The sequence below is a fragment of the Pseudomonas sp. GM17 genome (assembly GCF_000282175.2).
GTDB classification, from domain to species: Bacteria; Pseudomonadota; Gammaproteobacteria; order Pseudomonadales; family Pseudomonadaceae; genus Aquipseudomonas; species Aquipseudomonas chlororaphis.
This window is the reverse complement of the sequence record NZ_CP124732.1, coordinates 474,154-498,921: the sequence shown is the minus strand read 5'-3', so window position 1 is coordinate 498,921 and position 24,768 is coordinate 474,154. Positions and strand designations below refer to the sequence as shown.

The 24,768-nt window shown below is 60.9% G+C and carries 24 protein-coding genes; 10 read left to right on the top strand and 14 right to left on the bottom strand.

What is annotated here, in order from left to right; all coding sequences use genetic code 11:
• Positions 1 to 175: 175 nt before the first annotated feature.
• The 6 genes from PMI20_RS02300 to PMI20_RS02275 all read left to right on the top strand — a co-directional run bounded on the left by PMI20_RS02300 (position 176) and on the right by PMI20_RS02275 (position 7,335).
• On the top strand, positions 176 to 2,536 hold the full coding sequence (locus PMI20_RS02300; protein ID WP_284171516.1) for a type VI secretion system Vgr family protein: 2,361 nt from the start codon (positions 176 to 178) through the stop codon (positions 2,534 to 2,536).
• Between the two features lie 12 nt (positions 2,537 to 2,548).
• Complete coding sequence (locus PMI20_RS02295) at positions 2,549 to 4,735, top strand: phospholipase D-like domain-containing protein (protein ID WP_007921176.1); 2,187 nt, start codon at positions 2,549 to 2,551, stop codon at positions 4,733 to 4,735.
• Positions 4,716 to 5,585 carry a tetratricopeptide repeat protein gene (locus PMI20_RS02290; protein WP_238543401.1) on the top strand — a complete coding sequence of 290 codons (870 nt, stop codon included), beginning with the start codon at positions 4,716 to 4,718 and terminating at the stop codon, positions 5,583 to 5,585. Before PMI20_RS02295 ends, PMI20_RS02290 begins: the two co-directional genes overlap by 20 nt.
• A complete protein-coding gene (locus PMI20_RS02285) occupies positions 5,572 to 6,438 on the top strand; it encodes a tetratricopeptide repeat protein (RefSeq protein WP_037033713.1) in 867 nt (288 codons plus the stop codon). The genes PMI20_RS02290 and PMI20_RS02285 overlap by 14 nt, the downstream gene beginning before the upstream one ends.
• A 103-nt stretch (positions 6,439 to 6,541) precedes the next feature.
• On the top strand, positions 6,542 to 6,751 hold the full coding sequence (locus PMI20_RS02280) for a hypothetical protein (protein ID WP_007921173.1): 210 nt from the start codon (positions 6,542 to 6,544) through the stop codon (positions 6,749 to 6,751).
• Positions 6,752 to 6,951: 200 nt separating this feature from the next.
• Positions 6,952 to 7,335, top strand: a complete 384-nt coding sequence (locus tag PMI20_RS02275) for a hypothetical protein (protein ID WP_007921172.1) — start codon at positions 6,952 to 6,954, stop codon at positions 7,333 to 7,335.
• A gap of 76 nt (positions 7,336 to 7,411) precedes the next feature.
• Here the strand turns inward: PMI20_RS02275 and PMI20_RS02270 are convergent, their stop codons facing one another.
• The 6 genes from PMI20_RS02270 to exbB form a co-directional block, all read right to left on the bottom strand.
• Positions 7,412 to 8,812: an aminoacyl-tRNA deacylase and HDOD domain-containing protein gene (locus PMI20_RS02270; protein ID WP_007921151.1), complete on the bottom strand. Its 1,401-nt coding sequence runs from the start codon at positions 8,810 to 8,812 to the stop codon at positions 7,412 to 7,414.
• Positions 8,813 to 8,890: 78 nt separating this feature from the next.
• A complete protein-coding gene (gene recG, locus PMI20_RS02265) occupies positions 8,891 to 10,966 on the bottom strand; it encodes an ATP-dependent DNA helicase RecG (RefSeq protein ID WP_007921149.1) in 2,076 nt (691 codons plus the stop codon).
• Positions 10,967 to 10,975: 9 nt separating this feature from the next.
• Positions 10,976 to 11,896 (bottom strand): hydrogen peroxide-inducible genes activator, encoded by a 921-nt coding sequence (locus PMI20_RS02260; RefSeq protein ID WP_007921147.1) that lies wholly within the window; start codon positions 11,894 to 11,896, stop codon positions 10,976 to 10,978.
• Between the two features lie 285 nt (positions 11,897 to 12,181).
• The gene (locus tag PMI20_RS02255) at positions 12,182 to 12,928 is read right to left on the bottom strand and encodes an energy transducer TonB family protein (protein WP_007921144.1); all 747 of its coding nucleotides are present in this window, start codon (positions 12,926 to 12,928) and stop codon (positions 12,182 to 12,184) included.
• Positions 12,925 to 13,353, bottom strand: coding sequence for a TonB system transport protein ExbD (gene exbD, locus PMI20_RS02250; RefSeq protein WP_007921142.1), 429 nt, complete (start codon positions 13,351 to 13,353; stop codon positions 12,925 to 12,927). Before exbD ends, PMI20_RS02255 begins: the two co-directional genes overlap by 4 nt.
• Positions 13,354 to 13,359: 6 nt before the next feature.
• Positions 13,360 to 14,355: a tonB-system energizer ExbB gene (gene exbB, locus PMI20_RS02245; RefSeq protein WP_007921139.1), complete on the bottom strand. Its 996-nt coding sequence runs from the start codon at positions 14,353 to 14,355 to the stop codon at positions 13,360 to 13,362.
• 187 nt (positions 14,356 to 14,542) lie between these two features.
• On the opposite strand from exbB, the gene PMI20_RS02240 reads away from it, so the two are divergent.
• Positions 14,543 to 15,400, top strand: coding sequence for an SDR family oxidoreductase (locus PMI20_RS02240; RefSeq protein ID WP_007921137.1), 858 nt, complete (start codon positions 14,543 to 14,545; stop codon positions 15,398 to 15,400).
• Between the two features lie 50 nt (positions 15,401 to 15,450).
• Here the strand turns inward: PMI20_RS02240 and PMI20_RS02235 are convergent, their stop codons facing one another.
• From PMI20_RS02235 to PMI20_RS02210, 6 genes are all read right to left on the bottom strand, one after another.
• A complete protein-coding gene (locus tag PMI20_RS02235) occupies positions 15,451 to 16,191 on the bottom strand; it encodes a putative periplasmic lipoprotein (protein ID WP_007921135.1) in 741 nt (246 codons plus the stop codon).
• A 55-nt stretch (positions 16,192 to 16,246) separates the two neighbouring features.
• Complete coding sequence (ridA, locus tag PMI20_RS02230; RefSeq protein WP_007921133.1) at positions 16,247 to 16,627, bottom strand: deaminase RidA; 381 nt, start codon at positions 16,625 to 16,627, stop codon at positions 16,247 to 16,249.
• 36 nt (positions 16,628 to 16,663) lie between these two features.
• Positions 16,664 to 18,769, bottom strand: a complete 2,106-nt coding sequence (spoT, locus tag PMI20_RS02225) for a bifunctional GTP diphosphokinase/guanosine-3',5'-bis pyrophosphate 3'-pyrophosphohydrolase (RefSeq protein WP_007921131.1) — start codon at positions 18,767 to 18,769, stop codon at positions 16,664 to 16,666.
• Positions 18,770 to 18,826: 57 nt separating this feature from the next.
• Positions 18,827 to 19,090, bottom strand: a complete 264-nt coding sequence (gene rpoZ, locus PMI20_RS02220) for a DNA-directed RNA polymerase subunit omega (protein ID WP_007921129.1) — start codon at positions 19,088 to 19,090, stop codon at positions 18,827 to 18,829.
• Positions 19,091 to 19,257: 167 nt separating this feature from the next.
• Entirely contained in the window at positions 19,258 to 19,878 is a 621-nt protein-coding gene (gmk, locus tag PMI20_RS02215) for a guanylate kinase (protein ID WP_007921126.1), read from the bottom strand.
• Between the two features lie 12 nt (positions 19,879 to 19,890).
• Positions 19,891 to 20,754, bottom strand: coding sequence for a YicC/YloC family endoribonuclease (locus PMI20_RS02210; RefSeq protein WP_007921125.1), 864 nt, complete (start codon positions 20,752 to 20,754; stop codon positions 19,891 to 19,893).
• 270 nt (positions 20,755 to 21,024) lie between these two features.
• Here PMI20_RS02210 and rph point away from each other — a divergent pair, with 270 nt between their 5' ends.
• Positions 21,025 to 21,747 carry a ribonuclease PH gene (gene rph, locus PMI20_RS02205; RefSeq protein ID WP_007921124.1) on the top strand — a complete coding sequence of 241 codons (723 nt, stop codon included), beginning with the start codon at positions 21,025 to 21,027 and terminating at the stop codon, positions 21,745 to 21,747.
• A gap of 31 nt (positions 21,748 to 21,778) precedes the next feature.
• Positions 21,779 to 22,147, top strand: a complete 369-nt coding sequence (locus PMI20_RS02200) for a DUF4870 domain-containing protein (protein ID WP_007921123.1) — start codon at positions 21,779 to 21,781, stop codon at positions 22,145 to 22,147.
• Positions 22,148 to 22,208: 61 nt separating this feature from the next.
• On the opposite strand, the gene crc is transcribed toward PMI20_RS02200, so the two are convergent.
• Positions 22,209 to 22,988 carry a catabolite repression control protein Crc gene (gene crc / locus PMI20_RS02195; protein ID WP_003176915.1) on the bottom strand — a complete coding sequence of 260 codons (780 nt, stop codon included), beginning with the start codon at positions 22,986 to 22,988 and terminating at the stop codon, positions 22,209 to 22,211.
• 81 nt (positions 22,989 to 23,069) lie between these two features.
• Here crc and pyrE point away from each other — a divergent pair, with 81 nt between their 5' ends.
• Positions 23,070 to 23,714, top strand: a complete 645-nt coding sequence (pyrE, locus tag PMI20_RS02190; protein ID WP_007921122.1) for an orotate phosphoribosyltransferase — start codon at positions 23,070 to 23,072, stop codon at positions 23,712 to 23,714.
• A gap of 138 nt (positions 23,715 to 23,852) precedes the next feature.
• On the opposite strand, the gene argB is transcribed toward pyrE, so the two are convergent.
• The gene (gene argB / locus PMI20_RS02185; protein WP_007921120.1) at positions 23,853 to 24,758 is read right to left on the bottom strand and encodes an acetylglutamate kinase; all 906 of its coding nucleotides are present in this window, start codon (positions 24,756 to 24,758) and stop codon (positions 23,853 to 23,855) included.
• Positions 24,759 to 24,768 lie beyond the last annotated feature (10 nt).

The following is a 24,768-nucleotide window of genomic DNA, read 5'->3' as shown; positions in this document are numbered from 1 at the left end:
GCGGCAGCGTCAGGCAGATCTTTGTGAGTCGCGTATCAAATTAGGAATCATCCTGCCGATGCTCGGTGTTTTCCTACAATCGTTATGCGTTCTACTTGATAGCGTCTGTATTCTGAGGACCACCTTTTCATAGCGCCACCGATGTCATGGATGATCACCAAGCAGGGAGCAAGCTATGTTCAATCCTTCCAATGAAACCCACTTCAGCCTGACGGTCGACGACTTCCAGGGTGACTTGCAGGTGCTGTCTTTCGAGGGGATCGAAGGCATCAGCCAGCCGTTCCGTTTCGATCTGGAGCTGGTCAGCGAGAACCCCGACCTGGACCTGGAAACCCTGCTGCACAAGCAGGCTTTTCTAGCGTTTGATCCGCAAGGCAGTGGCATCCACGGCCAGATCTACCGCGTGGCCCAGGGCGATGCCGGCAAGCGCCTGACCCGCTACCAGGTGTCGCTGGTACCGCAGCTGGCCTACCTCGAACACCGCACCAACCAGCGCATCTATCAGCAGCTGTCGGCGCCGAAGATCATCGCGCTGATCCTCGAAGAGCACGGCATCCAGGGCAACGCCTACCGGTTCCAGCTCGGCACCCCGTGCCCGGAGCGCGACTACTGCGTGCAGTACGACGAGACCGACCTGCACTTCATCCAGCGCCTGTGCGAAGAGGAAGGCCTGCATTACCACTTCCAGCACAGCCCGCAGGGCCACCTGCTGGTGTTCGGTGACGACCAGACCGTATTCCCCAAACTCGGCCAGCCCACCGCCTATATCCAGGGCAGCGGCATGGTCGCCGACGAGCCGGTGATCAAGGGCTTCAACCTGCGCCTGGAAACCCGCACCCGCCGTACTACTCGCCGCGACTACGACTTCGAGAAGCCGCGCCTGCAACTGGAAGCGGCCTATAAACCCGAGACCGACAGTGAAGAGCCGGACCTGGAAGACTACGACTACCCGGGCCGTTTCACCGACCGCGCGCGCGGTAAGTTCCTCAGCCAGCGCGCCCTCGAACGCCACCGCGCCGACTACCAGCAGGCCGAAGGCTGGGGCGACCAGACACGGCTGGTCAGTGGCCACTTCCTGGAACTGTCCGAGCACCCGCGCAGCGAGTGGAACGACCTGTGGCTGCTGACCCATATCGTCCACGAAGGTAAGCAGCCGCAGGTGCTGGAAGAGTCGGTGACCAGCGACACTACCGACAACAAGGACGACTTCCACCAGGGCTATCGCAACCGCTTCCTCGCCACACCCTGGCAGGTGTTCTACCGTCCGGCCCTGAACCACCCGAAACCCCGCGTCCTCGGCAGCCAGACCGCCGTAGTCACCGGCCCCAAGGGCGAAGAAATCCACTGCGATCAGTACGGCCGGGTCAAGGTGCAATTCCATTGGGACCGCGAAGGCAAAGCCGACGACAAGACCAGCTGCTGGCTGCGCGTGTCCTCCAGCTGGGCCGGCGACCGCTACGGCGCCCTCGTCATCCCGCGCATCGGCATGGAAGTGCTGGTGACCTTCCTCGAAGGCGACCCCGACCAGCCGTTGATCACCGGTTGCCTGTACCACAAGGAACACCCGGTGCCTTACGCCCTGCCGGCGAACAAGACCCGCACCGTGTTCAAGTCCATGAGCTCGCCGGGCGGCGCCGGCTTCAACGAACTGCGCATCGAAGACAAAAAAGGCGCCGAGCAGATCTTCATCCACGCCCAGCGCGACTGGGATGAAAACATCGAGCACGACCAGAAAATCCGCATCGGCCATGAACGCCACGACACCGTGGTGAAGAACACCTACACCGAGCTCAAGGCCGAAGAACACCGCATCACCCACGCCGACCGCAAGACCGAAACCAAGGTCGACGACCACCTCACCGTGGGCGAAAACCAGCACATCAAACTCGGCACCGCGCAACTGACCAAAGCCGGCCAGGAAATCCACCTCAAGGCTGGCGCCAAGATGGTGATCGAGGCGGGCAGCGAACTGACGATCAAGGCCGGCGGCAGCTTTATCAAGCTGGATGCCGGCGGCGTCACAGTGGTGGGGCCGGTGGTGAAGATCAATGCCGGGGGCTCGGCGGGGAGTGGGACGGGGATTGGCATCAAGATACCGGGTCTGCCAGGGGCGGCCGATGCGGACAAGGCTGGCAGCCTGATGGAGGAAGCATTGGCCAACCCGGCGAAAGAAACCGTGCCGGGTCAGCTGTGCATTCGTATTTCCCCGTTGCCCAACATGCCGGGGTATCCGGATGAGCCCTATCAGCTCTACGCCGATGGCGCACTGATCGACAAAGGCTTCAGCGACGAGAAGGGCAATGTGCTTTTCCAGCATATTCCCGGTACCCGCAACTATTCGGTGGAAACGGTGAACGGACACCGTTTCAACCTGGACATGAGCGAAACCTCGACCGAACAGACGCGCCAACGCAGTGAGCGCCTGGGGCGTGAGGGATATCGCGACTTCCCGGGTGCGGCTGCCTCTCTGGAGGCGTTGAGCAGCAGTGAGGCGTTCCGCCAATTGTGGGCGGATCAAAGCGAGCAGGAAGAGTAAAGGAAGCACTCCATGACATACCTCGATCAGAAACTGTCGATCTCGCTTGAAGAAAGCGCCGCAACCCTGACTTCGGATTGGTTCGCCCACAAGAACAATCCGCTAAGCCCGCCACGTCCGGCAGGCAACGTGGTGACGCCGCTGGTGTGTGGCGAGGAAGCCTTCAAGAAGGTCTATGAATGCATCCAGGCAGCTACGAAAAGCATTGACCTTATCAGTTGGGGCTTCGACCCGGGATTGCGTCTCGACCGGGCCTCGACCGACAGCCCCAGTCTGGGAAAACTGCTCAGGCAGAAGGCCGAAAGTGGTGTCGAGGTACGGGTACTGATCTGGAACAACCGGCTGGCCCAGCTCGGTGAAAACTCGGTGATCGGCGAGGGCTGGAGCGGCGCCGGCGGAACATCGATGGGTTCCGGAATGACCGCGGGCAAGCCGGCTGACACCAGCGCCCTGGGTGAAAAACGGAAAAAGCTCCTGGAAAAACAGCAGCAGGAGCAGGCACGCCTGGAAAAACTTCCGGCAAACGACGAGGCCGGCCGACGAGCCACGCGCGACCGTCTGATCGACATCCAGCAAAGCCTGGATGCCCTGGACAGCGGCTACACCAAGGGCCGTGATTCGGGAGGGACGGTTCAAGCCCCGAACGAACAGGTCGAGACCCGAGATTGGTATCGCTGGGTACACAGCCGCGAAGCCCGCAATATCGAGTTTCGTACGCGGGACTTCAAACTCGTAGGAGAGTTGACCTACGACGATCAAAATGGCCTGCGCATGCATTGGGGGCGTCTTGCCATCCTGTGGCGACTGCTCAAGGACGAGTCTCACGATGTGCCCTTCATGCAGATGCTGGCCCTGAGCCTATTTCCCAGCCATCACCAGAAAACCCTGGTGGTCGACTACATGGACCCGCAAAAAGCGAAAGGTCTTGTGATGGGCCACAATCTGCAGCGCAACTACTGGGACACCACCGCCCACGCCTATGACGATGCAGCCGGCAAGCGCGATCTGGGCTTCGGCCCCTGGCAGGACCTTTCCCTATTTGTACGCGGTCCGGTGCTGTTCGATCTCAATCACAATTTCTGCAATGCCTGGGACAAGAGCAGCAGTTGGATACGCCGTGTCTTCAAGGGGACCCTGAATCACGAGCGGTCGTCGGTCAAACCACTGAGCCTGATCCTCGATGGTGGAGAGCCCGCGCAGATTTGCCGGACTCAACCGGAAGAAGGCCCGGAAAAAACCATTCTCGAGGTATATGAAAAGGCCCTGGGCAATGTGCATCAGTACGCCTATATCGAGAACCAATACTTCCGCTACAAACCGCTGGCCGAACGCCTGAAGAAAGTTGCCGCCGACTATGTCGCTGCCGGCAAACAACAGGACTTGCACCTGTTCGTGGTCACCAACAACCCGGAGAGCGGGCATTTCTCCAGTTCCACCTACGAGATGCTCGACACCCTTGGCCAGGGCGAACTGATGCCCCTGGCCCACCGCGACCTGCTCTACGATCAACGCCAGCTTGCCTATCGCCAGCGCGAACTGAAGGCCCGCGACGAATCGCCGACACGCGATCAGGAGCTGGCCAAGGTACAGACGCAAATGCATGAGCAGGGTATCGATCCGAGTCGCGCCGATGAACTCCTGGCCATGGACCCCAACAAACACTACAACCAGGCCGCGGCTCGCGAACTGGAGCCGGAGATGCTGCCGCCCAAGGGGTTGAAAATCATTGTCGCGACTCTGGTCAGTTGCAAGGACGGCGGCGAAACCGCTACTGCCAAGACGCGCGAGCAGCGCCAGACCGAACGCGATATCACCGAACATCTCGGCCCGGAACAAGGAATGGCGCAGTACAAGTCCATCTATGTACACAGCAAGCTGCTGCTGGTGGACGACCTCTTCTTCACCCTGGGCTCCGCCAACATCAACGAACGCAGCCTGAACTCCGACTCCGAACTGAATATCGCCATGCCAAGCCCGCAAACCACCCGGACCTGGCGGGAGCGGTTGTGGGGGATGCATTCGGGGAAAGCAATCAATACGAGCAAAAGCAGCTTAAGTGAGAACATTGCATTCGATTATGAAAATTGGGAGCAAGTGGTAACTGATAACTGGAGAAATCAGAAGAAAAACTTACCGCTTAATGGAAATTTGGTCAGATTTTGGGACGTGGTGACACCTTATGCAAAAGCCCTTGATTAAATATTTATCTTTTTTGTTCTTTTGTTTTTTTGGAGCAGCTATGGCTGATGAATTCAAGTGTGTCCATGAAATTAATACGGCTCCCCCTCTTGATCAGCAAGCCGATCAATGGTTTAAGCAGGCAAGGGGTATGAGTAAAGAGAGACTTCCTGACTGGGTAAAAATTGCTGGTCTCTATCAGCAAGCAGTAGATAAAGACCATTGGAAAGCAATGCATAACTTAGCAGAGCTATACCTCCGTGGTGATGGCGTAACCAAAAATACAAATAAAGCCATCGATCTATATTTGCATATGGTCAAACTACAAGTTCCGTTGGGTTATTATGATATGAGTGTGATGACTCAGAGAGGTGTTGGGGTAGTTCAGTCAAATAGAGATGCTATGAATTTTTTGCTCAAGGCGGGTGACTTGGGTAGCCCGCTAGCCCAGACTAGGCTGGGTAATATATATATATATGAATTAAATAAAGATAAGCTCGGCGAGTCTTATCTGCGTTGCGCGGCACATCAGAATGACGCCGAGGCGAATTACGAACTTGCCGCATACTATAAAGTAGTAGACAAGAATTACCCTGTCGCCATGCATTATTATCAAAATGCTGCGGCTCTAGGTTTGAAAAAAGGCTCGTTGTTAATTGAAAATACTTTCAGGGATGGCGACTTTGGGTATGTGAGAAATGAAAAAATAGCAAATACCTACAGTGATATTTCTAGTCGGCTATATAAAGATCCTGATCTCCGATTTCCTAATTTGGCCAAAGACCATCCACTTCCACCGCACCCTATTCAGGGCTATCACGCCGACAAAGACATCAACTGGAAACCGACCGGACGTGATGACGACTATTAAAGCACTGTTGGCTGTTGTGCTATTGGGCGGTAGTGGCTTTTCCATGGCATACGATTTCAAGTGTGTTCATGAAAAAGATATTGCTCCACCCCTGGACCAGCAAGCAGACCAATGGTTTAAACAAGCTCGGGTGCTTAGCAAAGAGCGTCCGGCCGATTGGAGCAAAGTGGCCAGCCTGTACCAGCAGGCTGTAGAAAAGAACCATTGGAAAGCAATGCACAATCTTGCAGAGCTATACTTACGTGGTGATGGGGTTGTTAAGGATACGAACAAGGCTATTGACTTGTATCTGGAAATGATCAAGCTACAGGTACCGCTGGGTTATTACGATATGAGTGTAATGACCAAAAGAGGCGTCGGTGTGGTGCAGTCTGATAAGCAGTCAGTAATATATTTGCTCAAGGCGGGAGATGTAGGTAGTCCTATGGCTCAAGTCAGGTTAGGGAATATCTATATTTATGAGGCCAAGAAAAGAGATCTGGGGGTTTCCTACCTACGCTGTGCTGCAGATCAGAACGATGCAAGTGCAAATTATGAGTTGGCCACATACTACGAGATCTTGGATAGAAACTACCCTGTTGCCTTGCATTATTATCAAAGAGCTGCAGCTCTAGGTGAGCGGAAAGGTGCCATGGAAATAGAAGATGTATTTCAAAATGGTAAGTTTTCTTATAATAAAGACAAGAAGACTGAAGATGCATACTACAAAGTATCCAGGGAGCTAGCCAATAATCCAGACTTGCTCTTCCCCAATCTGGCCAAAGACCACCCACTGCCACCGAACCCTGTGCAGGGCTATCACGCCGACAAAGACATCAACTGGAAGCCGACCGGACGTGATGACGATTATTAAAAGAAAACCCATAACGAGAAACATCCCGAAAAAATAGCTTCAACGAGCCTATGCGAATCATCAAAGCGCAACTTATGGGCCGTCCCGATAAAGGAGCCGCACAATGCATAAGATATTCACGGTACTGGCGATCTTACTGCTAGCGATCTCGATACTCAGCACGTTACTTGGGTTGGCTGGCATTGCTGGCGGGGCAAGCGGCAGTGGGAGGATCTCCGATTCCGTTGACGTTGCGTTCCTGATTGCCAAAGTACTGCTCGCCTTGAGCCTGTTGTCTGGAGTGCTGGCTATTGCCTGGCCGAGGAGTGGATGAGGATCAGGTTTCAGGATTCACAGGGCTATAAGCGGACCGCTTCTCGCCCGATTTGTAAGGTTGCTGGTAAATGAGTGTGACTTGGTAGTCATAATCCCCAATAACGCACTCATCTTCCCTTAACATTGCATAACGGTGGCGTTCCCCTCCGAAGCCGCTACACTGCGCCAGCCGTTCATTTTTCCTTTGGGGCTTTGCGCATGAAATTTCGTTTTCTTCTGTGGATGCTGGGGCTGTTGATGGGCAAGGCCAGTCGGACCAATCCGGCGTTCCAGCAGCAGTTGGGTGACAAGGAACTGGTGTTCCAGCTGCAGACGCTGGATGGCAAGGTGGCGCGGCATTTCCGGGTGAAGGATCAGCGGATTACCAGCAAGGCGGGTGTGTATCCCGAGCCAGCATTCGCCATTGCCTTCAAGGATGCGGCCTATGGTTTTGCCACGATGCAGGCGAAGAACAAGCAACTGGCCTTTATGACCGGGATTCAGGACAAGTCGATCCAGATCAAGGGCAACCCGGCGCTGGTGATCTGGTTCCAGGGGCTGACCAAGTACCTGAAGCCGAAGAAGGCCAAGCCGAAGGCTTGAAGGCGAGCGGTATACACGCCGCAAGATGATCGCGGGCAAGCCTCGCTCCTACGGGAGCGGGGCTTTTTTCTGGGTGTCAGTGCTGGCTGAACTGCGAGGCCAGTTCGCGCAGCAGCACTTCGGCTTCGAGGACTTTGCTGACCACGTCTTCGGCTTTGTCGCGGGACAGGCCGAGGCGTTCGAGCAGGGCTTCAGGGATGTCTTCGACAGGGCCGGAGCCAATGCCGCGGCTGCGCAGCAGGCGCACGGCCAGGCACACCAGGTTCGGGTATTCGGCGTAGGCGCCGTCGTAGCTTGGGTCGTGCTGGAAGCGCAGGGCGGTGGACAACTCGTCCGGCATGTCCCAGTAGCGCATCAGCCAGGCGCCGATCTGTTCGCGGCTGATGCCCAGCAGGTGCTGTTCGACGTAGCTGTGACACAGGTGCGGGTTGACCTCCAGGTGGCGGCAGATCAGCGAGAAGTGCGGCGGGAAGACGTGGGCCAGCAGCAGGTAGCCGAAGTTGTGCAGCAGGCCGGCGAGGTAGGTCAGGCCGGCTTCCGGGCGCTGGGCGCGCGGCATGGCGCGAGTCAGGCCTTCGATGACGGCGGCGGTATAGATCGACTGCTGCCAGTACGGTGTGCTGTGTTGCGGGTGGTCCTTGGGCAGGCTCAGGGTCTTGCCCAGGGCCAGGCCCAGCGCCAGGTTGATCACCAGGTCGAAGCCCAGCACGCGGACGATGGCGTCTTCCACCGAGCGGATCTTGCCCGGCGAGGCGTAGTAGGGCGAAGCCGCCCAGCTGACGACTTGCGCGGCCAGGGCCGGGTCGGTTTCCACCACGCCGGTGATGTCGTCGATGGTGGCGTTGGGGTCGACCCGCAGCTTGATGATCTTCTGCGCGGTTTCGGCGAGCGGCGGAATCTCGATGGTCGCTTCCAGGCGTTGCTGGATGCGCCGGGCGGTGAAGGCCTGCATCGCCTGGGTGATTTCCTCGCGGTCGTCGTCCGGACGGTCGAGGTTCGGGCGGATGCTGCTCAGGGCCTCGCCGAAGTTGCCGGCGCTGGCCTTGCTCAGCATGCCCTTGAAGGCGTCGCTGGTGATTTCCAGCAGTAGGCCCGGCTCGCCGGAGTTGATCAGCAGGGTCGGCTCGCGCAGCAGGCTTTCGTCATACAGGCAGGGCGAGCTGGTGAGCGCCGGCAGGCCGGGCAGCAGGCTCAGGTTGTGTTTGCCGAGCATGCGCTCCAGGCGTTCCGTGGAGACGGCGGTCAGGCGGCGGCCGGTCAGTTCGGCGAGGCGGTTGAGGTCCAGCAACTGGCTCTGTGGGAACAGCACCATCAGCGCGCCGACGGCGTCGTCCAGCAGGACCGCCTGTACCTTGCGCGCGGCCGGCAGGCCAGGATGGTCGAGGACTTCCGTGAAGCCGATGTCCAGCTTGCCGAGCAGCAGCCGGATTACAGACGGAGCGTGCGGGGCTGCGGTGGCGAGGGCAACTTCTGTCATGGTCTGTATCCGTTTTCAAACAATTTCAGGAGTATAACCAGCTTGATCGGGGCATTCGCCCCTTAACTGAGACGCTGCTCACACTTGGCCGTATTGCTGCCCGTGGCGCAGCCAGCGCTCCAGCAGCGGGCTGACGTGGTGCGGCCAGCGCTCGAGCAAGGCCTGGGCGGCATCGCGCACGGCCGGCAGCAGGTCGGCATCGCGCATCAGGTCGGCGACCTTGAATTGCAGCAGGCCGGTCTGGCGGGTGCCGAGCATCTCGCCGGGGCCGCGCAGTTCCAGGTCCTTTTCGGCGATGACAAAACCGTCGTTGGTTTCGCGCATGATGCCCAGGCGCTGGCGGCCGATCTGCGACAAGGGAGGATGGTAGAGCATGACGCAATGGCTGGCGGCGCTGCCCCGACCAACGCGACCGCGCAACTGGTGCAGCTGGGCCAGGCCCAGGCGCTCGGGGTTCTCGATGATCATCAGGCTGGCGTTGGGCACATCGACGCCGACTTCGATCACGGTGGTGGCCACCAGCAGCTGCAATTCACCGGCCTTGAACTGGCCCATGACCTCGGCCTTTTCCGTCGGCTTCATGCGCCCGTGGATCAGGCCGACCCGCAGTTCGCCCAGGGCGCTGCTCAGGTCTTCGTAAGTGGTTTGCGCGGCCTGGCAGGTCAGCTCTTCGGATTCCTCGATCAGCGTGCACACCCAATAGGCCTGGCGCCCTTCGGCGCAGGCGGCGCGCACCCGCTCGATGACTTCGACGCGCCGCGAGTCGGTCACCAGCACGGTGTTCACCGGCGTACGGCCAGGGGGCAGCTCGTCGAGGATCGAGGTGTCCAGGTCGGCGTAGGCACTCATCGCCAGGGTCCGTGGGATCGGCGTGGCGGTCATGATCAGTTGGTGCGGGCACAAGCGTCCGCCCACGCCTTTCTGGCGCAGGGCCAGGCGCTGCTGCACGCCGAAGCGGTGTTGTTCGTCGATGATCACCAGCGCCAGGTTCTTGAACTGCACTTCGTCCTGGAACAGCGCGTGGGTGCCGACCACCATCGGCGCGCCGGCGGCGATCTGTTCCAGGGCGGCTGTGCGGTTCTTGCCCTTGAGCTTGCCGGCCAGCCAGGCGACTTCCAGCCCCAGCGGCTCGAGCCAGCGCTTGAAGGTGATGAAGTGCTGCTCGGCGAGGATCTCGGTCGGCGCCATCAGGGCCACCTGATAGCCAGCCTCCAGCGCCTGCAGGGCGGCGAGGGCGGCGACCACGGTCTTGCCGGCCCCTACGTCGCCCTGGATCAGCCGCAGCATCGGCTCGGGCTGGCTGAGGTCATAGGCGATCTCGTTGCCGACCCGTTGCTGCGCGCCGGTGGGTGGAAAGCCGAGGTTCTTCAGGTACAGCGCCGGCAGTCGGGTGGCCTTGGGCAGCGCCGGGGCGAGTTGCGAGCGCAGGCTTTCGCGCAGGCGCTGCTGGGACAGCTGATGGGTCAGCAGTTCTTCGAACGCCAGGCGATGCTGGGCCCAATGGTGTCCCAGGGCCAGTTCGTCGACATCGGCGTCGGCCGGCGGGTGATGCAGGTAACGAATCGCATCGTCCAGCGGCGCCAGCTGGTAATCCCGCGCCAGCTCTTGCGGCAGCCAGTCCGGCAGGCTGCGCGGGCCGAGCAGGGCCAGGCTCTGCTGGCACAGCATGCGCAGGCGCTGCTGGGTCAGGCCTTCGGTGAGCGGGTAGATGGGGGTCAGGGTCTGGTCCACGGGCGGCGGTTCATCGCCGCTGATGGCGCGGTATTCCGGGTGGTAGATTTCCAGCCCCGAGGCGCCTGGGCGGGCTTCGCCATAACAGCGCACGCGGGTGCCACGCTTGAGGCCTTCCTTCTGCGCGTTGCTGAAATGGTAGAAGCGCAGGCTGAGCCCGCCGGTGCCGTCCTGCAGGCGCACCAGCAGGCTGCGGCGCTTGCCCATCACCACGTCGGCGCCGCTGACGGTGCCTTCGATCACCGCGTCCTGCCCGGGGCGCAGCGCGCCGATCGGCACCACGCGGGTGCGGTCCTGATAGCGCAGGGGCAGGTGGAACAGCACGTCCTGCAGGTTCTCCAGGCCGACCTTGGCCAGCTTTTCGGCCATGGCTTCGCCGACGCCCTTGAGTGCCGTGACCGGCACGTTCGACAGCTCAGTCATCGCGACGGCTTAGCTCGCGGCAGGCGGCTTGGCCACCGAACACAGGCGGATCGAGTCGGCGAGGATTTCGATGGCTTTCGGCCGCGGGAAGCTGGCACGCCAGGCTATCGCTACGGTGCGGAACGGCACGGGCGCGGTCAGCGGCCGCACTTCGATCACGCCCGGAGCGTAGTGATGGCTGTCCACCGCCGAGAGTGGCAGGATCGAGACGCCAAGGCCGGAAGCGACCATATGACGGATGGTTTCCAGGGAACTGGATTCCACCGTGGTGTGCTTGGCGCCGTCGTTGCCCTTGGTCAGGGTCGGGCAGGCTTCCAGGACCTGGTCGCGGAAACAGTGGCCTTCGCCCAGCAGCAACAGGCTCTTGTCGTTGAGCAGGTTGGCGTCGATGGTCTCTTTCTGGGTCCAGGGGTGGGTGCTGGGCATCAGCACGTAGAAGGGTTCGTCGTATAGCGGCAGGGTCAGCACGTCGGCTTCGTTGAACGGCAGGGCGATGATGATCGCGTCCAGTTCGCCGTTGCGCAGCTTGTCGCGCAGCACGTGGGTGAAGTTCTCTTCGATATACAACGGCATCTGCGGGGCGACCCGGTGCAGTTGCGGGATCAGGTGCGGGAACAGGTACGGGCCGACGGTGTAGATGGCGCCGACCTTCAGCGGGGCGGTCAGCTGGTTCTTGCCGGCCTGGGCCAGTTCGCGAATGCCCTGGGCTTGTTCGAGGACCTTTTGCGCTTGGGCGACAATGCCTTCGCCGACCGGCGTCAGACGTACCGCACTCTTGCTGCGCTCGAAAATCAGCACACCGAGTTCGTCTTCAAGCTTCTTCACGCCCACCGACAGGGTCGGCTGGCTGACATGGCAACGCTCGGCCGCGTGGCCGAAGTGCTGCTCTTGGGCGAGGGTAACGATGTAGCGTAATTCAGTAAGAGTCATAGCGGACGTCCATGAGGTTGCGGGCCAAGCATACCGGCTGCAATCGATAGACGCACGTTATCAGACTCAATGCTCGCTGTGACACCGGGCAATGCATGCCGGTCATGCCTGGAAAAGCAAAAAGGCACCTTTGGGTGCCTTTAATAGGTTTGCGCTGCCGCCCTCATGCCCTGTAGGAGCGAGCTTGCTCGCGATCCGCCTAAGCGGCCAAATGCCCGCTTATCCGGCGGTAGCTGCGCTGGCCTCATCGCGAGCAAGCTCGCTCCTACAAAGGCGCTGGTGCTGTCAACGGCGACGTTTCTCCAGGGAGTAAACGAAGGGCGCGACGATCTCGATCGAGCCGTTGTTGAGCATGTCCGCCGGCGGCTTGGGCAGCGGCTGGGCGCGGCGGATCATTTCCAGGGTGGCCCGGTCCAGATCGGCGTTGCCCGAGCGTCCTACCAGTTCATAGGACAGCACGTTGCCTTGCGCGTCGACCACGAAGCGCAGCCGGTTCAGGCCTTCCTTGCCGCGCGCCTGGGCACCCGGCGGGTACTTCTTGTACTTGGCCAGGTGCGCCAGCAGCGTGCCTTGCCAGCTTTCCTTGGCGGCGATCTGCGCCGGCGACGGGCCCGGAGCAGGTGCCGAGGACGGTGCCGCGGTGGGCGTCGGCGGAGCGTCGCTAGGCTTCTCTTCGCTCGGCTTTTCCTTCGGCGGTTCCGGCTTTTTCTCCACCGGCTTGGGCGGTTGAGGCTTGGGCTTGGGTTTGACCGGCTTGGGCACGGAAATCGTCGGTTTCGGCGCTTCCGCGAGTTTGGGCAGCGGCAACTCTTCGACCGGAGCCGGCGGCTGCGGTGGCGTCACAACCTTGGGCGGCGCGGGAGGAGGCGGTGCCGGAAGCGGCGCCAGCTCGACCATCATCGCCTGCGGTGGCAGCTCGACCGGCATGGGGGAGCTCCAGTTGAGCGCGAGCAGGATCGCGACCGCATGGACCCCCAATACGATGGCCAGGCTACCGCTGTAACGCGTCAGTTTTTGGCGCGTCGTGATCATTTCTTGGTAGCCGTCTCAAGTCCGACCAGGCCGACCTTCAGGTATCCGGCGGCCCGCAGGGCATCCATCACGCTCATCAGGTCGCCGTAATCCACGCCTTTGTCGGCCTGGAAGAAGATCGTCGTGTCTTTCTTGCCCTGGGTCTTGGCGTCGAGGGTGGCGCCGAGGGCTTCGGCCTTCACTTCGTCGTCGCCGAGGTACAGGCGTTGGTCGGCCTTGACGCTGAGAAACACCGGTTTCTCGGGGCGTGGTGCCGGTTTGGCCGTCGAGGCCGGAAGATCGACCTTGATGTCCACGGTCGCCAGCGGCGCGGCGACCATGAAGATGATCAGCAGTACCAGCATCACGTCGATGAACGGCGTGACGTTGATTTCGTGGTTTTCGGCGAGATCGTCTTCTGCGCCTTCTTTCAAATGCAGGCCCATGGCGGATTACCCTACTTTGGCCACATGAGGTTGCGCAGAGCGCTCGGCGGTCGGCAGGTGATCGAGATCACGGCTGACCAGCAGCAGGACTTCCGCGGAGGCGTCGGAGACCTGGGCCTTGTAGCCGGCGATGGAGCGGGCGAAGACGTTGTAGATGACCACCGCCGGAATGGCCGCGACCAGACCCAGGGCGGTTGCCAGCAGAGCTTCGGCGATGCCGGGGGCGACGACGGCGAGGTTGGTGGTCTGGGTTTTGGCGATACCGATGAAGCTGTTCATGATGCCCCACACGGTACCGAACAGGCCGACGAAGGGCGCGGTGGAACCGATGGTGGCGAGCACGCCGGTGCCGTTGCTCATGTTGCGGCCGCAGGCGGCTACCAGGCGCTCGAGGCGGAAGCTGACGCGTTCCTTGATGCCTTCTTTCTCGCGGCTGTTGGCCGACAGGCGCATTTCTTCCAGGGCGTCGTGGACCAGCAGGTTGGCCAGGGTGCCTTCTTTGGCGGCGGTGACGCTGGCTTCCTTGAGGGTGGTGGCCTTTTTCAGGTTGAGGATTTCACCGCGCAGGCGACGCTTGGCGCCCATCAGCTCGAAGCCTTTGGCGATCCAGATGGTCCAGGTGATGATCGAGGCGATGGCCAGGCCGATCATCACGAGCTTCACGATGATGTCGGCGTTCTGGTACATGCCCCAGGGAGACAGGTCGTGGGCCATGCCCAGGGAGTTGTCCGCTTCGAGGACTTCAGGTGCATCGACGGCTGCTTCGCCTTCGGCAGGTGTCGGTGCTGCAGCGACCGGGGTGGCTACCGGCGCCGTGGCGTCGGCCGGCGCGTGGGCTGCCGCAGGTGTCGCAGGTGTCGCGGCGCCAGCCGGGGCCTGCTCATCGGCGAAGGCCGCGGTCGGTGCCAGCAGCAGGCTGAACAGCAACGCTGCAGCCGCGCTCATGGCGCGCAGCGGGCTTGGGCGTTGGGTTGGCGAAGCGGAGATTTGATTGCGTGTCATGCTGGCCGGACCTGAGAGGGAAAAGGGTAAGTGTCCTTCTAGGCCTCGCAGGGCCGAGAACAAATGGGCCGTCATTATTGCAACTAATTCTTGTTAACAGAAGTAATAGAGTATCTTTTTTTCTTTGATTGCTAGCCGCTCGTCCATTGCCGACGCTAGTCTGTGCCTTTCTGATAGGAGTTTTCTGATGTCCGCCCCTTCTGTTCTGATCGCTGGCTGCGGTGATGTCGGCAGCCGTCTGGCGAAGCAACTGCTGGCTGAAAACTGGCAGGTCTACGGCCTGCGGCGCACGGTTTCGCAATTGCCGGAAGGGGTGATCGGCGTGGCGGGCGATCTTTTCAGTGAGCAGTGTCCGCCAGCCTGGCCCACTACACCGCTGGATTACCTGGTGTACAGCGCGGCCGCCACCGAGCATGACGAGGCGGGCTATCGTGCGGCCTATGTCGAGGGGCTGACCCATGTCCTGGGCTGGCTCAAGCAGAACGGGCAGTCGCCGAAACGCTTGCTGTTCGTTTCCAGCAGCAGCGTATACGGGCAGAAAAATGGCGAGTGGATCGACGAGACCTCGCCGGCCCAGGCCGACGGCTATTCCGGGCGGCTGATGCTCGAGGCCGAGCAAGTGGCCTTGCAGAGTGGCATTCCAGCCAGCCTGGTGCGGTTGACCGGGATTTACGGTCCGGGGCGGGAATGGCTGTTGAATCAGGTGCGTCAGGGTTATCGCGTCGCCATCGATCCACCGCTGTATGGCAACCGCATTCATGCCGACGATGCCGCGGGGTTGCTGGCCTTCCTGTTGCAGGCCGATCGGCGCGGCGTGGTGCTTGAGGATTGCTATATCGGGGTCGACGATGCACCGGTGCCTTTGGCCGAGGTGGTGGGCTGGCTACGGGAGTACCTGGGCGTGACCGAGTGGGCGGACAGCTCGAGCGTGCGGCGTTCCGGCAGCAAGCGCTGCAGCAATGCCCGCGCCAGGGCCCTGGGCTGGGCGCCGCGTTATCCGAGTTTTCGCGAGGGGTATGCGCAGATTATCGAAGGGCAGGGCTGAGCCGCATCATGAATAAAGAAAAAGGAGCCTTTCGGCTCCTTTTTGCTGGATCACTGTTTTTCCAGTAGCCACTGGCGCGTACCCGGGGTGAGGGAAGGTACCTCGTTCGCCTGGGAGGCGTTGATGGGCTGGAAGATCTCCAGTTGCTTGCCGTTGCGCGCAAAGATCCATGGGTTGCCCTGGCCGTTGAGCTGCAGCCACAGGTTGTCGTAGCCGCCGCTCATCGAGGCGCAGTCGCCGGCGAGGCACAGTGCGTAGCGATCGGCGCCCGGCAGGCCCATGACCTGGCCGTTGGACTGGAACAGCACGGTGCCGCCTTCGCCCGGGCCGTTGACGATTTTCCATTCGCCGCCCAGGTAAGCCGAGTACAGCGCGCGCTCGAAGTTGGCGCCCAGTGGCGCGCCTTCCGGGGCCGGGTCCTTGGGACGATCGAAGACCTGTTCCGGCTCGTTGTCGTTGGCTTCTTGCAGCAGCTGTTTGCCGTCGCGCTTCAATTCGCTGGCGGAGCTGCCGTAGAAATCGATTTTCCAGGCGCCGGACTCTTCAGCCAACACCTTGCCTTCAACGTTTTCGAAGCCATTGGTGTAGCGCGCCTGGCTGGCCTTGGTGTTGACGTCCCATTCCAGGTTCGGGCCGTAGCCTTGCAGGGCTTCGCGCAGCGGTCCGCCTTTGGCGGCGGCGTCGATGGCGACCTGGTTGATCCAGGTACCACTGATGTCACGGTCGGCGGGATCGCTGGCGCAGCCACCGAGGAACAGGGCGCACAACGAGAGGGCTAGCGCTTTGCGCATGAGAAAATCCTTTCAGAACGGAGACGGCACGGCCTGGGTAGCCGCGCCGGACGTGTTACTCGATGACCAGGATGGCATCCATTTCAACCTGCGCGCCTTTTGGCAGGGCGGCAACGCCGATGGCGGCACGGGCAGGGTAAGGCTGCTGGAAGTACTTGCCCATGATCTCGTTGACCTTGGCGAAGTGGCTCAGGTCGGTGAGGAAGATGTTCAGTTTGACGATGTCCTTGAACGAACCACCGGCGGCCTCGGCCACGGACTTGAGGTTCTCGAATACCTGGACGGTCTGGGCTTCGAAGCCTTCCACCAGTTCCATGGTCTTTGGATCGAGCGGGATCTGGCCGGACATGTAGACGGTGTTGCCTGCCTTGATCGCCTGGGAGTAGGTGCCGATCGCGGCGGGTGCCTTGTCGCTGGTGATAACGGTCTTGGTCATGAATGACTCCTTGTAATGGGCGGGCTATATAGCGAGCTATGCACGCATGCGAGTGATGCGAATGACGCCGGTCAGGGCGCGCAGTTTCTTGATCACGCGGGCCAGGTGCACGCGGTCGTGCACGCTGACCACCAGTTGGACCACGCTGATGCGACCATCCCGTTCGTCCATGCTGATTTTCTCGATATTGCCGTCGGCCGCGTTGACGCTGCTGGCCAGCAGGGCGATCAGGCCGCGCTGGTGCTCCAGCTCGACGCGCAGCTCGACGTTGAATTCGCCGGTGACATCCTTGGCCCACGAAAGCTGGATGCATTTTTCCGGGTTGTGGCGGATTTCGCTGATGTTGCGGCAGTTGTCTAGGTGCACCACCATCCCTTTGCCCGCGGACAGGTGGCCGACAATCGGGTCGCCCGGGATCGGCGTGCAGCACTTGGCATAGCTCAGGACCAGGCCTTCGGTGCCGCGAATGGCCAGCGGACCTTCCGGGCTTGGCAGCTGTTCGCCTTCGCCGAGCAGGCGGCGGGCGACCACATAAGCCATGCGGTTGCCCAGGCCGATGTCTTCCAGCAGGTCTTCGATCAGCTCCAGGCGATACTCGGTGAGCATCGCTTGCACGCGTTCGGCCGGAATCTTTTCCAGGGCGCTGTCAAAACCGTTGAGCACCTTGTTCAGCAGGCGTTCGCCCAGGCTGATGGACTCGGAGCGGCGTTGCAGTTTCAGTGCGTGGCGGATGTGGGTGCGAGCCTTGCCGGTGACCACGAAGTTGAGCCAGGCCGGGTTGGGGCGTGCGCCCGGGGCGCTGACGATTTCCACGGTGGAGCCGCTTTGCAGCGGTTCGGACAGCGGCGCCAGGCGGCGATTGATCCGACAGGCGATGCAGCTGTTGCCGACGTCAGTGTGTACCGCATAGGCGAAGTCCACCGCCGTGGAGCCTTTGGGCAGTTCCATGATCCGGCCTTTCGGCGTGAACACGTAGACCTCGTCCGGGAACAGGTCGATCTTCACGCTTTCGATGAATTCCAGGGAGTTGCCGGCGCGTTGCTGCATCTCCAGCACGCCCTTGACCCATTGGCGAGCCCGGGCGTGGGTGCCCTTGGGCTGCTCGTCGCCGCTGGATTTGTACAGCCAGTGGGCGGCAATGCCGTTGTTGGCCATCTCTTCCATTTCGCGGGTGCGGATCTGGATCTCGATCGGCACGCCGTGCATGCCGAACAGCGTGGTATGCAGCGACTGGTAGCCGTTGGCCTTGGGGATCGCGATGTAATCCTTGAAGCGACCCGGCAGCGGCTTGTACAGGTTGTGTACGGCGCCGAGCACGCGGTAGCAGGTGTCGACCTTGTCGACGATGATCCGGAACGCGTAGACGTCCATGATCTCGTTGAAGGCCCGGCGTTTGCCGCGCATCTTTTTATAGATGCCATACAAGTGCTTCTGGCGGCCGCTGACCTCGCCCTGGATACCGTCGATGGCCAGGCAGTGGCTCAGGGATTCTTCGATCTTGTTGACGATTTCCTTGCGGTTGCCCCGGGCGCGCTTGACCGCCTGGTAGATCCGCGCGGAACGCATCGGATGCATGGCCTTGAAACCGAGGTCTTCGAATTCGATGCGGATGCTGTGCATGCCCAGGCGGTTGGCGATGGGTGCATAGATCTCCAGGGTTTCCTTGGCGATCCGCCGGCGTTTTTCGCCGGACAGCACTTCCAGGGTGCGCATGTTGTGCAGGCGGTCGGCCAGCTTGACCAGGATCACGCGAATGTCGCGCGCCATGGCCATGGCCATCTTCTGGAAGTTTTCCGCTTGGGCTTCGGCCTTGGTCTCGAAATTCATCTGGGTCAGTTTGCTGACCCCGTCGACCAGTTCGGCCACGGTTTCACCGAACTGCGCTTGCAGCGCTTCCTTGGCGATACCGGTGTCTTCGATCACGTCATGCAGCATGGCCGCCATCAGGCTCTGATGGTCCATATGCATGTCGGCGAGAATGTTTGCGACCGCTAACGGGTGCGTGACGTACGCCTCGCCGCTGCGACGGCGCTGACCGTCATGGGCTTGTTCGGCGTAGAAATACGCTCGGCGGACCAGATTGACCTGGTCCGTGCCGAGATAGGTCGATAAGCGATCGGCGAGGGCGTCTATGCTCGGCATGATGACTCCTGCCGTAAGCTGTGATCCCGCGCCGTGCTACGTCGACCAGGCATAGGCTTAGACGGCCTCGTTGGACTCGTCCTCGAATGCAGCAAAAAGCGGTTCATCTTCAACGATTTCGGCTTCGGCGATAGCTGCGTAGTCGATCAGGCCTTCAGCGATTTCGCGCAGGGCGACGACGGTAGGCTTGTCGTTTTCCCATGCTACTTTCGGCTCTTTGCCGCCGGTTGCCAGTTGACGGGCACGCTTGGTAGAGAGCATGACCAGCTCAAAGCGGTTATCCACGTGTTCTAGACAGTCTTCAACGGTTACGCGGGCCATGGTCTTCCTCGTAGCAAATGCAATATGCGCGCTGCCCGGATGGGCGAGCGGACTCAACAGTTTAAAAAATCACCAGCGATTAGGGAAGCGCTGATTTTTTAACCAAGCTTTCCGACCCGCTACAAGTGCCAATGTAAAGCCCTTGCAGCGGGTTTGGGAAGTGCTATTCAGCCCAGCAATTCGGCGAGCAATTTGCCGAAACGCTGTTGCTGGCGCTTCTGATGCAGCTGGTTGGTGCGGAAAATCGCCTTCAGATCGTCCAGCGCATGGGCGAAATCGTCGTTGATGATCAGGTAGTCGTAGTCGACGTAGTGGCTCATCTCGCTGACCGCTTCGCGCATCCGGCCTTCGATGATCTCGTCGCTGTCCTGGCCGCGGTTGGTCAGGCGCTGGCGCAAGGCCTGCTGGGACGGCGGCAGGATGAAGATCGAACGAGCCTGGGGCATCAGCTTGCGCACCTGCTCGGCGCCTTGCCAGTCGATTTCCAGGATCAGGTCGTGACCTTCGTCCAGGGTCTGCTGCAAGTGGCTTTGGGAGGTGCCATAGAGATTGCCGAAGACTTCGGCGCGCTCGAGGAAGTCGCCGTGTTCACCCATCTTCACGAACGCTTCGCGCGAGACGAAGTGGTAGTTCACGCCGTCCACTTCGCCCGGGCGCATGGCGCGGGTGGTGTGGGACACGGAAACGCGGATCGACGGATCGGCGTCGATCAGGGCCTTGACCAGGCTGGTCTTGCCCGCGCCCGAAGGGGCGGAAATGATGTAGAGGGTGCCGGTGCTGTGGTTCATGTCGGGGTAGCCTTACTCAATATTCTGTACTTGTTCGCGCATCTGCTCGATCAACACCTTGAGGTTGACCGCAGCCTGGGTGCTACGCGGGTCGAAGGCCTTGGAGCCCAGTGTGTTGGCTTCGCGGTTGAGTTCCTGCATCAGAAAGTCCAGGCGCCGGCCGGCGGCGCCGCCGGACTTGAGCACGCGGCGAACTTCGATGATGTGGGTGCTCAGGCGGTCCAGTTCTTCGGCGACGTCGCTCTTCTGGGCGAGCAGCACCATTTCCTGTTCCAGGCGTGTTGGGTCCAGCTCGGCCTGCATGTCGGCGAAGCGGTCGAGAACCTTCTGGCGCTGGGTGGCGAGCATCTGCGGGACCAGTTCGCGCAGGGTCACGACGTCTTCCTCGATGGAGGTCAGGCGTTCGTTGATCAGGCGGGCCAGCTCCGCGCCTTCGCGCTCGCGGCCGCTCTTCAACTCTTTCAGCCCCTGGTTGAACAGGCTCAGGGCTTCGTTGTTCAGCGCCTGCGGGTCGCTGGCGTCGGCCACCAGGACGCCGGGCCAGGCCAGCACTTCCAGTGGGTTCAGCGCCGCTGGCTGCTTGATCAGGCTGGCAACGGACTCGGCTGCCGCCACCAGTTGCGCGGCGCGCTCCCGGTCGACCTGCAGTGGTTTGCCGGTGGTTTCTTCGGTGAAGCGCAAGGTGCATTCGAGCTTGCCGCGCGACAGTCCCTGGCGCAGCGCCTCACGGACCGCGCCTTCCAGGTCGCGAAAGGATTCCGGCAAGCGCAGGTGCGGTTCCAGGTAACGGCTGTTGACCGAGCGCAGTTCCCAGCTCAGGGTGCCCTGAGTGCCGGCCCGTTCTACCCGGGCGAAGGCGGTCATGCTGTGCACCATGGAGGTACCTCCGATACAGGTCCGCCGCCAACCGCGGAGGGTTGCACGGGCCCGATATGAATGAATTGAAGCCGACAGGCTGCGAAGGCGCAGGATTGTAGCGCAGTGCGGTGGATGCTCCCAAACTGCGGGTGTGACAAAGCGCTGCGGGGCGACCGGAGGGCCGTTCCAGAGGCGTCGCCGACGGGCCGGGGTTTTTAGAACTGCCCAGGCAGGGCCGCGGGCTCTATAATGATCGGCAGTTTTCCGTCCCCGTACAGGTATTTCCCTATGAAACGTCCAAGTGGTCGCGCTGCCGATCAGCTCCGCTCGATCCGCATCACCCGCAACTACACCAAACACGCCGAGGGATCTGTACTGGTCGAGTTCGGTGATACCAAAGTGATCTGCACGGTCAGCGTCGAGAACGGCGTACCCCGCTTCCTCAAGGGCCAGGGCCAGGGTTGGTTGACCGCCGAATACGGCATGCTGCCGCGCGCCACCGGCGAGCGTAACCAGCGTGAAGCCAGTCGCGGCAAGCAAGGCGGCCGCACCCTGGAGATCCAGCGTCTGATCGGCCGTTCCCTGCGCGCTGCGCTGGACATGACCAAGCTGGGCGACGTCACCCTGTATGTCGACTGCGATGTGATCCAGGCCGATGGCGGTACCCGTACCGCGTCGATCACCGGTGCCATGGTGGCTCTGGTGGATGCGCTGAAAGTGATCAAGAAGCGGGGCGGCCTGAAGGGCGGCGACCCGATCAAGCAAATGATCGCAGCGGTGTCCGTGGGCATGTACCAGGGCGAGCCGGTGCTGGATCTGGATTATCTGGAAGACTCGGCGGCCGAGACCGACCTCAACGTGGTCATGACCAGCACTGGCGGTTTCATCGAAGTCCAGGGCACTGCCGAAGGCGCGCCGTTCCAGCCGGAAGAACTGAACGCCATGCTGGCGCTGGCCAAGAAAGGTATGAGCGAGATCTTTGAATTGCAACAGGCAGCCCTGGCTGACTGATTGCCCGGTAGCTTTCAGCAAGGAGAGCCGCATGAACGACGACCAGCTTCCGCAACCTGTCCCGAGCCATGAGGTGCGTCAGTGGGCGATGTTCTGTCACCTGTCGGCCTTGCTGGGCATCTGGATTCCGTTCGGCACCCTGATCGGTCCGTTAGTACTCTGGCAGATGAAGCGCGAGACCGATCCGTTCATCGATGCCCAGGGTAAGGAAGCGCTGAACTTTCAGATCACCGTGGCCCTGGCCTCGCTGGTCTGCTTCCTGCTGATGGTGGTGCTGGTGGGTTTCCTGCTTTTCGGTCTGCTGGCGATCGGCGCCTTGGTGCTGACCATCATCGCCGGGGTCAAGGCCAATGAAGGGGTGGCGTACCGTTACCCGTTCACCTGGCGATTGATCAAATAGGCCGAGCGCCCACAAAAAAGCCGACACTGATGTCGGCTTTTTTGTGGCTGCGAAAAGACGCTTAGATGGTCAGCGTCCAGTCGTAGTCCACGATCAGCGGCGCGTGCTGCGAGAAGCGCGGCTGGCGTGGCAGGCGTGCGCTGCGCACGAAGCGACGCAGGCCCGGGGTCAGCAGCTGATAGTCGAAGCGCCAGCCCAGGTTGAGCATCTCGGCCTGTTCGTTGTCCGGCCACCAGCTGTATTGATCGCCTTCGCGGCTGACTTCGCGCAGGGCATCGACATAACCCATGTTGCCGACAATCTCGTCCATCCAGGCACGCTCAGGCGCCAGGAAACCCGGAGATTGTTGGCTGTCACGCCAGTTCTTGATATCCAGCTTCTGTTGCGCCACGTACAGCGAGCCACAATAAATGTACTCGCGACGTTTGCGCCGCTGTTTATCCAGGTAACGGGCGAAGTCGTCCATAAGCTTGAACTTCTGGTTCAAGTCTTCATCGCCGTTCTGCCCGGAAGGAAGCAGCAAGGTCGCGATGCTGACCTTGTCGAAATCGGCTTGCAGGTAGCGCCCGTAGCGGTCGGCCGTCTCGAAGCCGAGACCGCTGATGACAGCCTTCGGTTGCAACCGCGAATACAAAGCCACACCGCCTTGGGCGGGAACTTCGGCATCGCAGGCATAAAGGAAGTAGCCATCCAGTTGGAAGGCTGGATCGTCCAGTTCAAAGGCGGAGGCGCGGGTGTCCTGCAGGCAGATGACGTCGGCATTCTGTGCTTGCAGCCAACTGAGCAAACCTCGCTCCACTGCAGCCTGAATACCATTGACGTTCACACTGATGATCCGCATAAATGGCCCCAAAAATCACGTGCGTGTATGATACCCGAGGTCTACCTAATTAGCTAAATCCGTGGTATTTGGGGCTTTTTCATGCAGGCGTATCAGCGCGATTTCATTCGTTTTGCCATCGATCGCGGGGTTTTGCGCTTCGGTGAGTTCACCCTGAAGTCCGGGCGTACCAGTCCTTACTTCTTCAATGCCGGCCTGTTCAACAGCGGCTCGGCCCTGGCGCAGCTGGGGCGTTTTTATGCCGCGGCGATCGTCGACAGCGGCATTTCTTTCGATGTGCTTTTCGGTCCTGCGTACAAAGGCATTCCTTTGGCGGCGGCGACGGCCGTGGCCCTGGCCGAGCATCATCAGCGCGATCTGCCATGGTGTTTCAACCGCAAGGAAGCCAAGGCTCACGGCGAAGGCGGCAGCCTGGTCGGCGCGCCATTGACTGGCGACGTGCTGATCATCGACGACGTGATCACCGCGGGCACCGCGATCCGCGAAGTGATGCAGATCATCGAATCCCAGGAGGGCGCCAAGGCCGCGGGTGTGCTGATCGCCCTGAACCGCCAGGAGCGTGGCAATGGTGAGTTGTCGGCGATCCAGGAAGTCGAGCGCGACTTTGGCATTCCGGTGGTGAGCATCGTTTCCCTGACCCAGGTCCTGCAGTTCCTGGCGGACGATCCGGCGCTCAAGCAGCATCTGCCGGCGGTGGAAGCCTACCGCGCGCAATTCGGCGTCTGAGTATTGTAGGAGCGAGGCTTGCCCGCGATAGCGGTCTGACCTGATACACCGCTATCGCGGGCAAGCTCCGCTCCTACGGAAGGCGCAATAAAAAGCCCCCGCCTGGCTTGCCAGACGGGGGCTTTTTATTTGCAGCGCTTAAGGACGCTTGCGATTGCTGATCAGGGTACCGACACCGGTATCGGTGAAGATCTCCAGCAGAATCGCATTGGGTACCCGACCGTCGATGATCAGCGAGCTGCCCACGCCACCCTGTACCGCTTCCAGCGCGCAGCGAATCTTCGGCAGCATGCCGCCGTAGATGGTGCCGTCTTCGATCAGGGCATCGACCTGCTGGGTGGTCAAGCCGGTCAGCACCTTGCCCGACTTGTCCATCAGGCCGGCGATGTTGGTCAGCAGCATCAGCTTCTCGGCTTTCAGCGCCTCGGCCACCTTGCCGGCCACCAGGTCGGCGTTGATGTTGTACGACTCGCCGTTGGCGCCGACACCGATCGGCGCGATCACCGGGATGAAATCACCTTTGACCAGCAGGTTCAGCAGGTCGGTGTTGATGCCGACCACTTCGCCTACGTGGCCGATGTCGATGATTTCCGGGGTGGTCATTTCCGGCGTCTTGCGGGTGACGGTGAGCTTCTTCGCGCGAATCAGCTCCGCGTCCTTGCCGGTCAGGCCGATGGCGCTGCCGCCATGGCGGTTGATCAGGTTGACGATGTCCTTGTTCACCTGGCCGCCGAGGACCATCTCCACCACGTCCATGGTCGCCGCGTCGGTGACGCGCATGCCATCGATGAAGTGGCTTTCGATGGACAGGCGCTTGAGCAGGTCACCGATTTGCGGGCCGCCGCCATGCACGACCACCGGGTTGATCCCGACAGCCTTCATCAGCACGATGTCGCGGGCGAAGCCGGTCTTCAGCTCCTCGCTTTCCATCGCGTTGCCGCCGTATTTGATCACCAGGGTCTTGCCGACATAGCGGCGAATATAAGGCAGCGCTTCGGACAGGACCTTGGCGGTATTGGCGGCGGCATCGCGTTCGAGGGTCATTCAGGGCTCC

Excerpts from the sequence above, each read along its gene's own strand:
- PMI20_RS02290 (WP_238543401.1), top strand. The coding sequence starts at position 4,716 with ATGCAAAAGCCCTTGATTAAATATTTATCTTTTTTGTTCTTTTGTTTT.
- exbB (WP_007921139.1), bottom strand. The coding sequence starts at position 14,355 with ATGACACGCAATCAAATCTCCGCTTCGCCAACCCAACGCCCAAGCCCG.
- crc (WP_003176915.1), bottom strand. The coding sequence starts at position 22,988 with ATGCGGATCATCAGTGTGAACGTCAATGGTATTCAGGCTGCAGTGGAG.
- PMI20_RS02285 (WP_037033713.1), top strand. The coding sequence starts at position 5,572 with ATGACGACTATTAAAGCACTGTTGGCTGTTGTGCTATTGGGCGGTAGT.
- PMI20_RS02200 (WP_007921123.1), top strand. The coding sequence starts at position 21,779 with ATGAACGACGACCAGCTTCCGCAACCTGTCCCGAGCCATGAGGTGCGT.
- pyrE (WP_007921122.1), top strand. The coding sequence starts at position 23,070 with ATGCAGGCGTATCAGCGCGATTTCATTCGTTTTGCCATCGATCGCGGG.
- PMI20_RS02240 (WP_007921137.1), top strand. The coding sequence starts at position 14,543 with ATGTCCGCCCCTTCTGTTCTGATCGCTGGCTGCGGTGATGTCGGCAGC.
- PMI20_RS02275 (WP_007921172.1), top strand. The coding sequence starts at position 6,952 with ATGAAATTTCGTTTTCTTCTGTGGATGCTGGGGCTGTTGATGGGCAAG.
- rph (WP_007921124.1), top strand. The coding sequence starts at position 21,025 with ATGAAACGTCCAAGTGGTCGCGCTGCCGATCAGCTCCGCTCGATCCGC.
- PMI20_RS02300 (WP_284171516.1), top strand. The coding sequence starts at position 176 with ATGTTCAATCCTTCCAATGAAACCCACTTCAGCCTGACGGTCGACGAC.
- exbD (WP_007921142.1), bottom strand. The coding sequence starts at position 13,353 with ATGGGCCTGCATTTGAAAGAAGGCGCAGAAGACGATCTCGCCGAAAAC.
- ridA (WP_007921133.1), bottom strand. The coding sequence starts at position 16,627 with ATGACCAAGACCGTTATCACCAGCGACAAGGCACCCGCCGCGATCGGC.
- PMI20_RS02295 (WP_007921176.1), top strand. The coding sequence starts at position 2,549 with ATGACATACCTCGATCAGAAACTGTCGATCTCGCTTGAAGAAAGCGCC.
- rpoZ (WP_007921129.1), bottom strand. The coding sequence starts at position 19,090 with ATGGCCCGCGTAACCGTTGAAGACTGTCTAGAACACGTGGATAACCGC.
- PMI20_RS02270 (WP_007921151.1), bottom strand. The coding sequence starts at position 8,812 with ATGACAGAAGTTGCCCTCGCCACCGCAGCCCCGCACGCTCCGTCTGTA.
- PMI20_RS02210 (WP_007921125.1), bottom strand. The coding sequence starts at position 20,754 with ATGGTGCACAGCATGACCGCCTTCGCCCGGGTAGAACGGGCCGGCACT.
- PMI20_RS02280 (WP_007921173.1), top strand. The coding sequence starts at position 6,542 with ATGCATAAGATATTCACGGTACTGGCGATCTTACTGCTAGCGATCTCG.
- spoT (WP_007921131.1), bottom strand. The coding sequence starts at position 18,769 with ATGCCGAGCATAGACGCCCTCGCCGATCGCTTATCGACCTATCTCGGC.
- PMI20_RS02235 (WP_007921135.1), bottom strand. The coding sequence starts at position 16,191 with ATGCGCAAAGCGCTAGCCCTCTCGTTGTGCGCCCTGTTCCTCGGTGGC.
- gmk (WP_007921126.1), bottom strand. The coding sequence starts at position 19,878 with ATGAACCACAGCACCGGCACCCTCTACATCATTTCCGCCCCTTCGGGC.
- argB (WP_007921120.1), bottom strand. The coding sequence starts at position 24,758 with ATGACCCTCGAACGCGATGCCGCCGCCAATACCGCCAAGGTCCTGTCC.
- PMI20_RS02255 (WP_007921144.1), bottom strand. The coding sequence starts at position 12,928 with ATGATCACGACGCGCCAAAAACTGACGCGTTACAGCGGTAGCCTGGCC.
- recG (WP_007921149.1), bottom strand. The coding sequence starts at position 10,966 with ATGACTGAGCTGTCGAACGTGCCGGTCACGGCACTCAAGGGCGTCGGC.
- PMI20_RS02260 (WP_007921147.1), bottom strand. The coding sequence starts at position 11,896 with ATGACTCTTACTGAATTACGCTACATCGTTACCCTCGCCCAAGAGCAG.